The organism is Streptomyces humidus (genome assembly GCF_014649655.1).
Taxonomy (GTDB): Bacteria; Actinomycetota; Actinomycetes; order Streptomycetales; family Streptomycetaceae; genus Streptomyces; species Streptomyces humidus.
In genome coordinates this window covers 175767-185967 of sequence record NZ_BMTL01000020.1, presented here as the reverse complement: position 1 = coordinate 185967, position 10201 = coordinate 175767, and the positions used below count along the sequence as shown (strand labels likewise).

Sequence of the window (10201 nt, the reverse complement as noted above, 5' to 3'; positions counted from 1 at the left end):
CGCCCTGGCGGCGAAACCCCGCTCCCTGCCCTGCTCCGCAGGAGTCCGTTTCCTCTCCGCCGTGAACGGCGGAGCATCCACGGAGGAACTCGATGACCACTGTCGCGACCGGTACGAACGCCGTCCCCTCCGACCGCGCCGTCCCTTCCGACCGCGCCGCCCCCACCACCCGCGCTGTCCCCTCCGACCCGGCCGACCCCGGGGTCGGCCCGCTGCTGCGGGCCTGGCGGGAGCGTCGGCGGATGAGCCAGCTGGAGCTGGCGTTGAGCGCCGATTCCTCGGCCCGCCACATCAGTTTCGTGGAGACGGGCCGCTCCCGGCCCAGCGAGGAGATGGTGCTGCGCCTCGCCGAGCGCCTGGACGTGCCCGTACGGGAACGCAACTCGCTGCTCCTGGCCGCCGGTTACGCCCCGCGCTACCCACAGACCCCGCTGGACGACCCCGCGCTGGACGCGTTGCGCACCGGGCTGGAACGGCTGCTCCTGGGCTACGAGCCGTATCCGGCGCTGGTCATGGACGCGCGGTACGACGTGGTGGCGGCCAACCGGGGCATCACGATGCTGCTGGAGGGCGTGCCGGAATCCCTGCTCACGCCGCCTCTCAACGCGATGCGCCTCACCCTGCATCCTCAGGGTCTCGCGCCGCGTATCCGCAACCTGCCCGAGTGGCGCGGCCACCTGCTGGCACAGATGGAGCGCCAGATAGCGCTGTACCGCTCGGCGCCGCTGCGGGAGCTGTACGACGAGGTCGCCGCGTACCCCGTCGCCGACAGCCCTTCTCCGTCCGGCGGACCCTCGGCCGGCGGACCTTCGGCCGGCGATGGTCCGGAGCCGGCGGAAGACGTTCCGTACTTCGCGCTGCCGATGCGGATCGAGCACGGGGGACGGGTCCTGTCCTTCATCTCGTCCGTCTCCACCTTCAACACCCCCATGGACGTGACCGTCGCCGAGCTCGCCGTCGAGACGTTCCTCCCGGCCGACCCGGCGACCGTGAAGTACCTTCACACGGTGGCCGGTTGATGCATGGCTATACGGCGGCCACGATGAATGTGCGCCTCCGTTCCGGTGAGCGGGCCGCCGGAACGTGACACACTGGTCCGTGTGCCCGAACGCGTAGGGGAGACGTGGCGTGAGTGAACGACGGCCCGCGCCCACGGTGGGCCAGGTGGTGCTCGGCAGGCGACTGCAGGAGCTGCGCGAGGCGGCCGGCCTCAGTCGCGAGGAGGCGGCCCGTGCCCTGCGCGTGGCCCCGGCGACCGTACGGCGCATGGAGACGGCCGACGTCGCGCTGAAGGTCCCCTACGTGCAGGTGCTGCTGGAGGCGTACAGCGTCCCCGAGGCCGAGACCGAGGCGTTCGTGTCGCTCACCGAGGAGGCGAACCGGCCCGGCTGGTGGCAGCGCTATCACGACGTGCTGCCGGAGTGGTTCAGCCTCTACGTGAGCCTGGAGGGCGCGGCGCGGCTGATCCGTTCGTACGAGCCGCACTTCGTTCCCGGGCTGCTCCAGACGGAGGACTACGCGCGGGCCGTTCTGGAGGCGGGCACCGTCGGGCGGACCACCCCGGGGGCGATCGAGCGACACGTGTCGCTGCGCATGGCGCGCCAGCGGCTGCTGGAGAGCGAGGACCCGCCCCACCTGTGGGTGGTGATGGACGAGACGGTGCTGCGCCGGCCGGTGAGCGCGGATGTCGCCGTGATGTCCGGACAGCTCGACAAACTGGTGGAGTTCGCCGAGCGTGACCGGGTCACCCTGCAGATCTGCGAGTTCGCCTCGGGTCCGCATCCGGGGACGTCCGCGCCGTTCTCGCTGTTCCGTTTCGCCGAGCCCGAACTGCCCGACATGGTCGTCACCGAGTATCTGACCGGCGCCCTGTATCTCGACGACCGCAAGGAGGTATCCGCGCATCTGGAGGTCCTCGACCACATGACGACGCACGCCGCCTCCGCGCTGCAGACCAAGACGATCCTGCGCGACGTCCGCGCCGGCCTCTGACCGCGGCCCGCCGTCCCCACCCGCAGCTCCCACCCGCAGCTCCCGCCCGCAGCCCTTACGCCCGCGCCCCGTGCCCATGTACGCGGGGCTCGCCCGCAAGCCCTGAGCGGGTGGTCCGGTGAGCCGGCGGGGTGCGTGAAGGCCTCCTGCCGCCCGACGCCGGCCCGTCCGTCACCTGATCCGCTCCGGTAGCATCGGTGGCCGCGAGTCAGTGACTCTTCACGGTCGGTGCGGCGGGGGAAGCGGGCATGGTCAAGAAGTACGTCGTGTCGCCGCACGGGGGCCGCGGCGCCCATCCCGACATCGCCTCCGCGCTGCGCGCCGCGGCCGCACGGGGCCGGGCCGCGCGCGTGGAGATCGCACCCGGTCACTACGAGGAACGGCTCTCCGTCCGGGGCGAGGTCGAAATGGTCGCGCTCGGCGAGCCCGGCTCCGTGGTGGTGAGCCGACCCCGGGGCACCGTGCTCGACACCCTCGGGTCGGTCGTCGTCCGCGGGCTGGTGCTGTCCGGTCGGGACGCCGACGCCGGGGTCGTCGACTGCCACGCGGGCGCCCTCGTGCTGGACCGGGTGGAGGTACGGGCGCACGACGGGGTGTGCGTGCATGTGCGACCGCGCTCGGCGGCAACGCTGACGGACAGTCAGTTCAGGTTCGGCCGGGTCGTGTTCGCCGGTTCCACCGGACAGGTCGAACGGTGCCGGTTCATCGACTCCGCCGACAACGCGCTCGCGGTGATCGAGAGCGCCCGGGTCGCCGTGCGGGCCAGTCGGGTGGACGGCGCCCGTATCCACGGGGTGCGGGTCAGCGACGCGTGGGCGCTCGTGGCCGAATGCGAGGTCACCGGGACCGAGAAGGCGGCCCTCATCGCGGACACCCGGGCTGAGCTGACCGTGGAGGACTGCAGGGTCGAGGCCGTGCACATGGCGGCGCTGGCGTTCGTCGAGCAGTCCCGCGGTTCGGTCCGCGGCACACGCGTGACCGACGCCGAGAACGGGATCCTGGTGGCGAGCGGCGCCGACCCGTCGGTGCACGGGTGCGTGTTCGCCGACTGCCGTGACAGCGGCATCCACGTCCAGGACGCGGGCCGGGGCACGTTCGAGGACTGCGAGATCCTCGGCGCGGGGAACATCGGGGTGCTGTCCACCCGCGGCGGCGCTCCCCGGGTGGCCGGGTGCCGCGTCACGGGCGGCAACGTCGGCATCGCGGTCACCGAGAAGGCCCGGGGCCGCTTCACCGGCATCGCCGTCCTGGACCTGACCGGCGTCGCGTTGCGGGTCTGGGACGAGAGCAAGGCCGTCTTCGAGCGGATCCGCGTCGAGCGCTGTCCGTTCGGCCTGGAGACCCGCGGCAACGGCGGTACGACGGCCGAGCTCACCGACGCGACGATCCACGACTTCGACATGGCGGCCGTGGCCGCCGTCGGCCAGTCCCGGGCCACGCTGAAAGGGGTCTCCGCGGAGCGCGGGCTGCTGGGCTTCAGCGCCGGCGAGGAGGCGCAGCTGCACGTGCGGGACTGCGACGTCTCGGCGGTGACCACCGGCGGGGCGCTCGCGCACGGCTCGGCGCGCCTGGTCGTCGCGAACCTCGGCGTCACCGGCGCGCAGTCGTTCGGCGTGTGCGTGACGGGCTCGGCGTATCTGGACGTCGCGCACAGCCGTTTCGACGACTGCGGAGCCACCGGTATGCGCTTCGACGGCTCGGGCGGCGGCCGGCTGGTGGAGTGCTCGGTGACGGGCACGGGGGTCACGGCGGTCCAGCACAACGGCCGTGTCGACCTGGCCACGCTCCGCACGACCCTGCCGGTCGTGCGCATCGCCGAACCCGCCGCCGCACCGACGTCCGTCGTCAACAACTACTACGGGCCCGTGTTCCACCACGCGGTCCACCATGCCCAACTCGCCTGGAACAACAGCACCGTCGTCCAGCAGCAGACCAACGACAACGATTGAGGACGGAGTCGGCCGATGAACGACCCGCAGCAGGTGAACAACTACGACGGACCGGTGTTCAACGCAGCCGTGTCGGGCTCCCAGTTCGCCTGGAACAACGAGACGGCCACCCAGAACCAGCAGCTCAACGGCGCGGTCGCGCCGGGGTACGAGGCGCTCGCGACGCTCGTGGGCGAGCTGCTGCGGCAGCTTCCCGGAGCGGGCCTCGCCGACCCCGAGCGGGAGGACGCCGAGGTCGCCGCCAGGGATGTGCTGACGCAGATCACCGGGCCGCAGGATCCCGAGCCGGGCCGGCTGCGCCGTGCCCTGAACGGACTCCGGGGAGCGCTGGCGCCGGTGGCGACGGGAATCGCGGCGGGAACGGCGGCGGGCGCTCAGGAGTGGGCTCAGGAGGCGATCAGGGGTCTCAGCGGCCTGGTCTGATCCCCTCCTCCCCCGCCGGATCCGTCAGGACCCGTCAAGACCCGTCCGGACCTGCCCGGACCCGTCAAGACCCGTACGGACCTGTGCCGGTTCGGGGGCCGGGACGGTCCCGGCTCGCCGGCCGACAGCGCGGTGGCCGACAGCGCGGTGGCCGAGGCGCGCCTCGCCGGAGCACCCGGCGCACCCCGGCCCCGCAGCCTCCGCCACACCCGGCCACACCCGGCCACCGCCGGCCCCGGCGGCTCCGGCGTGCTCGGCGGTTCGGCCAGGGGCTGGTCAGGGGCTGGTCAGGGGGCAGCTCAGGCGAGCTTGGCCGAGAGGGTGATCGGGACGGCCTTGAGGGCCTGGCTGACGGGGCAGTCGACCTTGGCCTGTTCGGCGGCGGCGACGAACGCCTCCTCGTCGAGGCCGGGGACCGAGCCCTCGACGGTCAGGTGGATGCCCGTGATGCCCTCACCCGGCTGGAAGGTGACGTCGGCCGAGGTGATCAGCTTGGCAGGCGGGGTGCCGGCGCCGGTGAGGGCGTGCGAGAAGGCCATGGAGAAGCAGCTGGAGTGGGCGGCCGCGATCAGTTCCTCGGGGCTCGTCCTGCCGTTCGCCTCCTGGGTGCGGGCGGCCCACGTCACGGGCTGCTGGTCGATGGCTCCCGAGGAGTCGAAGGTCACGACCCCGTTGCCCTCGATCAGGTTGCCTTCCCAGACGGTGTGTGCGGAGCGCGTGGTGGCCACGGTTCTTCCTTTCGCGTGGGTTTCCCGTCGGAGGACGGGTTTTCCGTTGCCCCATCCGATCACACTCTCGCGCACAGGCTGCCGTACTGCATCGAATGCAACACATTTCGCGCTGCGCCAACTCGCTGCGGAGACCTCATCCGGGGCCTGTTCCTAGCCAGCCATGAAGTCGATGGGACGACTGAGTGGCAGGTCCGCGAAGGCCAGCTCGTCATCTCGCCCGCCGACATCAGACACCAGTACCTCGATGAATAGCCCCACCCATTCCGAGGGTTCTAATACCCGAGTCCACCATTACACGTCTCGGACGAGTTCCGAAACCCGGCTGCTGCGACGCTCACTACAAGCCCGGCACGGCGATCTATGGGGGCAGGAAACATGATCAGGAAGATGGGCATCGACTGGCAGCTACGGCTCCGGATGGCTTGCCACTCACTACCTGCGACTGCTTCCTCCGGGACCATCCGTCCCAGTATCAAGCTGTCCGGTTCGCAGGGGAAACCTCATTCGCGGAAGTGTCGAGCTTCCGGACGGAGTTGTACGCGTGTCTGACAGCGCGGGGCGACGCGCTGTTCGAGTTGTGCGACGCGTGTTGTGCATGGACGGGCCGGTGCGAACGCCGTTCGACCTCGCACTCGCGCCGGAGCACCGCCGCGGACACGGCGCCCTCTACGGGGGCCTCAACCAGGGGCGGATCGATGTGGCCCCCGTCGAAGCGCATCGAACGCGGGGTGCACCAGCCCCTTCCGCCACACGAGTGAGACGGCCGACAGGGGTACGGGGCCGGTCAAGGGGCGGAGCACCGTCCGGGGCATGGCAGGAAAGTCCACGACGGCCGGAACCAGTGCCCGCATCTTGGCCGTGATCCGCTCGGGCTCCTCGTCGCCGACGGCCAGTGGGACCGGTGGCGCGATCCGCACCCCCCGTCCGCCGAACTGGCGGCGGGCCAGATCCGTCCACTCCGGCGTACGGGGGGGTTTCCGGCGCCCGCGTACACCGTCTCCCCCGCCGGCGCGGCCGACGGCACCTCCTCCAGCGACGCCGGCGGGTGGTCCTCGGGCAGTACCACGGCCACCGGCTCGTACCGCACGAGCTGGTGCTCCAGCCGGCCGCGCAGCGCCGGGTCCAGGCCCGCGAAGCGCCCGAACGACGCGTCGATCGCCCGGCGAGCAGCTCCTGGGCCGCGCCGGTCGACCCGCTCTCGTAGCGGGCCATCAGGGCGGTGCTGCTGGTGACGGGGGTGCTGCTGGTCGCTGCGCAGCGCTCGACCGAGCCGCCGGTCCGGTGGCAGGCCCGGGCCGGGTCCCCGCTGCGCGCGCGGATGCCCGCACGGCTCGCCGTCCGGCTGGCCATGGGCGCGGTGTCGGGCTCCATGGAGGTGGTCACGATCGCGTTCGCGGACGCACAGGGGCACCGTTCGGCGGCGGGTGTGGTCCTCGCGTTCCGGGCGGCCGGGTCCTGCGTGGCGGGTCTGCTGTTCGGGGCGCTGGGTCCGGCCGGGCCGGCCGACGCCCGCCCGGCCCGGTGGGTCGTGGCCATGACGGCCCCGCTCGCTCTCCCGTTCCTCGCGGCCTCCCTCACCGGCTCGCTCGCGCTGCCGGCAGGCGCGCTGCTGATCTCCGGGACGGCGACCGCCCCGACGATGGTCGCGGCAGTGACCCTGGTGGAGCGGCGCACGCCCGAGGGCCGTCTGAACGGGGGCATGACGCTCGCGGTGACCGGCCTGCTCGGCGGGATCGCCTGCGGCTCGGCGACCGGCTGCCGGATGGTCGACCATCTCTCGCCGGCGGCCGGGTTCGGGGTGCCATTGACGGCGGCGGCCGTGGCCCTGATGACCGCGCTCGCACGCCGAGGACTCAGGAATCGGAACGGTAATTCGCGTCCTGTCCATTGACGCGCCCCCGGCCAGCACCTACTTTCAGCCGTCGAAGCGCTTCGACGTCACGCATCGAAGCGATTCGACGACCCCGTCGAATCCCGCTCGGCGCGTGACGCTCCGATACCCCCCAGATGCCCGGAGGCACGGGATGTTGACGGCACAACGGCGTATGACGGCGGTCACGGCCGCGCTCCTCGGCGGAGCGCTGCTGCTGACCGCCTGCGGCGGCTCGAACAGCGGCTCCTCTGACGCCAAGACGCTCAAGCTCTGGCACTACGAGGGCCCCGACAGCGCCATGGGCGCGGCCTGGAACGAGGCGATCAAGGAGTTCGAGGCGACGCACCCGGGCGTCAAGGTGAAGTTCGAGGAGAAGGGCTTCGAACAGATACAGAAGACGGCGCCCATGATCCTGAACTCCTCGGACGCGCCGGACCTCATGGAGTACAACAAGGGCAACGCGACCGCGGGCCAGCTGTCGAAGCAGGGGCTGCTGACCGATCTGAGCGCGGAGGTCACCAAGCGCGGCTGGGACAAGAGCCTCAGCGCGGGCGTGGCCACGACCAGCAAGTACGACGCCAACGGCGTCATGGGCTCCGGCAAGTGGTACGGCGTGCCCAACTACGCCGAGTACACGATGGTCTACTACAACAAGGACCTCTTCAAGAAGTACAAGCTCGCCGAACCGAAGACGTTCGACGAGCTCACGGCCGCCATGGACGCCTTCGTGAAGAAGGGCGTCACCCCGCTCGCCAACGGTGGCGCCGAGTACATGGCCCAGCAGTACCTCTACCAGCTCGCGCTCTCCAAGGCCGACCGCTCGTGGGTCGACAAGTACGAGCTGTACAAGGGCAAGACCGACTTCCACGACGCGGCCTGGACGTACGGCGCGACCACCTTCGCCGACTGGGTGAAGAAGGGCTACATCAGCAAGAAGTCGACCGGCACCAAGGCCGAGGACGCCGGCGTGTCCTGGATCCAGGGCAAGACGCCGATCCTGTTCTCCGGCAGCTGGTGGTACGGCCGCTTCCAGTCGGAGGCCAAGTTCGACTGGGACAGCGGCCTGTGGCCCGGTTCGAACCTGACGCTGGGTTCCGGCGGCAACGTCTGGGTCGTCCCCAAGAACGCCAAGAACAAGGACCTCGCCTACGACTTCATCGACATCACCATGTCGAAGAAGATCCAGAACATCCTGGGCAACAAGGGCGGCATCCCGGTCGCGGCCGACACGAGCGCCATCACGGACGCGAAGTCCAAGCAGCTCATCGCCAACTTCAACACGGTCAGCCAGCGCGACGGCCTCGCCTTCTACCCGGACTGGCCGGTCAACGGCTTCTACGACACCCTCGTCTCCGAGACGCAGAAGCTGATCACGGGCAGTGAGAAGCCGGACGCCTACCTGAGCGCACTGCAGCAGGCGTACGACAAGGGTGCGCCGACGCCATGACGGTCACCGTCGAACGGGGCACGCGGGCCGTCGGCAAGCATCCGCACGCCGGCCCGCGCCGCCCCCGTACCCGCGACTCCTACGCCCTGTTCCTGCTGCCCGGCGTCCTCGCCTTCACGGTGATCATCATCGTCCCGTTCCTGATGAACACGGGCGTGAGCTTCACCGAGTGGCAGGGCATCGGCAGCCCGAAGTGGACCGGCCTCGCCAACTACCGCGAGCTGATGGACGACGCAGAGTTCTGGGCGTCCTTCCGGCACAGCCTGTTCATGGTCGTCGCCATGGCCGCCGCACCGACGATGCTCGGCCTGGTCCTGGCGGCCGCCCTGTTCGACTTCGTCGGCAAGCACTTCGGCAGCAAGGTCGCCGCCGTGCTCCGCGCCTGCTTCTACCTCCCCCAGGTGCTGCCGATCGCGGTCGCCGGCATCGTGTGGAGCTGGATCCTCGCGCCCGACAACGGCTCCCTCAACGAACTGCTGAAGGCGGTCGGGCTCGGCTCCTGGCAGCAGGACTGGCTCGGCGATCCCGACATCGCGCTGTACAGCGTGATGGGCGTGATGGTGTGGGTGCAGATCGGCTTCCCGCTGGTCGTCTTCATGGCGGGCCTGCAGCGCGTCGACCCGCTGCTGTACGAGGCGGCCGAGCTGGACGGGGCGGGCTGGTGGCACCGCTTCTGGCACATCACGCTGCCGCAGATCCGGCCCGAGATCTACGTCGTGCTGACCTGGTGCACCATCGCCGCGCTCAAGGTGTTCGGCGCGGTGTACGTGCTGACCAAGGGCGGGCCCGGCGGCGCCACCGACGTGCCGTCCTACTTCTCCTTCACCACGTTCTTCGAGAAGACCCAGGTCGGCTACGGCGCGGCCATCTCCACCATCCTCACCGTGATCATCCTGGCCCTCTCCCTGATCGGCCTCAAACTCCAGACCCGTGCCGAGGACGCCGAGGAAGGGGTACGGACATGACCGCCGCCCTGCGCCGCTACCCGGTGCTGATCGCCCTGTGCATCGGCGCCCTGTTCATGGTCGTGCCGTTCCTGATCGTGGCCGTGAACGCCGTCAAGTCACCGGCCGAGTACTCCCAGAACGGCCCCCTCAGCCTGCCCAGGGGCCTGTACCTGGACGGCCTCAAGGACTTCTGGCAGCGCGTCGACTACGGCCAGAAGCTGTTCAACTCCGCGCTGATCAGCGGGGCGGTGGCGGTGCTGGCGGCTGCCCTCTCCGTGCTCAACGCCTACGCGATCGGCATCGGCAGGATCAAGGGCCGCACCTGGGTCCTCGCCTTCTTCGTCCTCGCGAACATGCTTCCGCAGGAGGCGCTGGTCTACCCGGTCTACTACCTGAGCAAGCAGGCCGGCCTGTACGACACGAGGCTGAGCGTGATCATCGTCTTCGCGGTGATCCAGGCGGCCTTCGGCACGTATCTGCTGTCGTCGGTGCTGGGGCAGTTCCCGCGCGAGATCATCGAGGCCGCCGAGATCGACGGCGCCGGCAAGTGGCAGGTGCTGTGGCGGATCGTCGTCCCGGTCAGCCGGCCGACCATCGGCGTGCTCCTGGTCTTCTTCTTCATCTGGACCTGGAACGAGTTCCTGCTCCCCCTGGTCATGCTGATCTCCAACGACAACCAGACCGTGTCGGTGGCCCTCGGCGTCCTGCAGGGCCAGCGTCTGATGGACGCCACGATGACCAACGCGGCGGCCCTGCTCGGCGTGCTGCCCGCGATCGTGTTCTTCCTCGTCTTCCAACGGACCCTCACCCGCGGCATCGCCGTCGGTGCTGTGAAGTAA

Annotated in this window: 9 protein-coding genes and 2 pseudogenes; 9 read left to right on the top strand and 2 right to left on the bottom strand. The window is 70.4% G+C overall.

Going from position 1 to position 10201, the window contains the following annotated elements:
- The first annotated feature begins 92 nt into the window (after positions 1-92).
- The 4 genes from IE239_RS23775 to IE239_RS23760 all read left to right on the top strand — a co-directional run bounded on the left by IE239_RS23775 (position 93) and on the right by IE239_RS23760 (position 4364).
- Positions 93-1019, top strand: coding sequence for a helix-turn-helix domain-containing protein (locus IE239_RS23775; protein ID WP_190151394.1), 927 nt, complete (start codon positions 93-95; stop codon positions 1017-1019).
- Between the two features lie 109 nt (positions 1020-1128).
- The gene (locus tag IE239_RS23770; protein ID WP_190151393.1) at positions 1129-1992 is read left to right on the top strand and encodes a Sco1979 family transcriptional regulator; all 864 of its coding nucleotides are present in this window, start codon (positions 1129-1131) and stop codon (positions 1990-1992) included.
- A gap of 248 nt (positions 1993-2240) precedes the next feature.
- Positions 2241-3941, top strand: coding sequence for a right-handed parallel beta-helix repeat-containing protein (locus IE239_RS23765; RefSeq protein WP_190151392.1), 1701 nt, complete (start codon positions 2241-2243; stop codon positions 3939-3941).
- 15 nt (positions 3942-3956) lie between these two features.
- Complete coding sequence (locus IE239_RS23760) at positions 3957-4364, top strand: hypothetical protein (protein ID WP_190151391.1); 408 nt, start codon at positions 3957-3959, stop codon at positions 4362-4364.
- 299 nt (positions 4365-4663) lie between these two features.
- Here IE239_RS23760 and IE239_RS23755 read toward each other — a convergent pair whose 3' ends face one another.
- Positions 4664-5092, bottom strand: coding sequence for an OsmC family protein (locus tag IE239_RS23755; RefSeq protein WP_190151390.1), 429 nt, complete (start codon positions 5090-5092; stop codon positions 4664-4666).
- 515 nt (positions 5093-5607) lie between these two features.
- Here IE239_RS23755 and IE239_RS42305 point away from each other — a divergent pair.
- Positions 5608-5810, top strand: a pseudogene (locus tag IE239_RS42305) (transposase); the annotation flags it as partial.
- On the opposite strand, the pseudogene IE239_RS23750 reads toward IE239_RS42305, so the two are convergent.
- Positions 5800-6310, bottom strand: a pseudogene (locus tag IE239_RS23750) (type 2 periplasmic-binding domain-containing protein); the annotation flags it as partial. The pseudogenes IE239_RS42305 and IE239_RS23750 sit on opposite strands and share 11 nt — an antisense overlap.
- Positions 6311-6314: 4 nt before the next feature.
- On the opposite strand from IE239_RS23750, the gene IE239_RS23745 reads away from it, so the two are divergent.
- The 4 genes from IE239_RS23745 to IE239_RS23730 all read left to right on the top strand — a co-directional run bounded on the left by IE239_RS23745 (position 6315) and on the right by IE239_RS23730 (position 10201).
- Positions 6315-6986 carry an MFS transporter gene (locus tag IE239_RS23745; RefSeq protein WP_190151413.1) on the top strand — a complete coding sequence of 224 codons (672 nt, stop codon included), beginning with the start codon at positions 6315-6317 and terminating at the stop codon, positions 6984-6986.
- 133 nt (positions 6987-7119) lie between these two features.
- Complete coding sequence (locus IE239_RS23740; RefSeq protein ID WP_190151389.1) at positions 7120-8415, top strand: extracellular solute-binding protein; 1296 nt, start codon at positions 7120-7122, stop codon at positions 8413-8415.
- Positions 8412-9380 (top strand): carbohydrate ABC transporter permease, encoded by a 969-nt coding sequence (locus IE239_RS23735; RefSeq protein WP_190151388.1) that lies wholly within the window; start codon positions 8412-8414, stop codon positions 9378-9380. The genes IE239_RS23740 and IE239_RS23735 overlap by 4 nt, the downstream gene beginning before the upstream one ends.
- Complete coding sequence (locus tag IE239_RS23730) at positions 9377-10201, top strand: carbohydrate ABC transporter permease (protein ID WP_190151387.1); 825 nt, start codon at positions 9377-9379, stop codon at positions 10199-10201. The genes IE239_RS23735 and IE239_RS23730 overlap by 4 nt, the downstream gene beginning before the upstream one ends.

Excerpts from the sequence above, each read along its gene's own strand:
- IE239_RS23765 (WP_190151392.1), top strand. The coding sequence starts at position 2,241 with ATGGTCAAGAAGTACGTCGTGTCGCCGCACGGGGGCCGCGGCGCCCAT.
- IE239_RS23760 (WP_190151391.1), top strand. The coding sequence starts at position 3,957 with ATGAACGACCCGCAGCAGGTGAACAACTACGACGGACCGGTGTTCAAC.
- IE239_RS23775 (WP_190151394.1), top strand. The coding sequence starts at position 93 with ATGACCACTGTCGCGACCGGTACGAACGCCGTCCCCTCCGACCGCGCC.
- IE239_RS23740 (WP_190151389.1), top strand. The coding sequence starts at position 7,120 with ATGTTGACGGCACAACGGCGTATGACGGCGGTCACGGCCGCGCTCCTC.
- IE239_RS23735 (WP_190151388.1), top strand. The coding sequence starts at position 8,412 with ATGACGGTCACCGTCGAACGGGGCACGCGGGCCGTCGGCAAGCATCCG.
- IE239_RS23730 (WP_190151387.1), top strand. The coding sequence starts at position 9,377 with ATGACCGCCGCCCTGCGCCGCTACCCGGTGCTGATCGCCCTGTGCATC.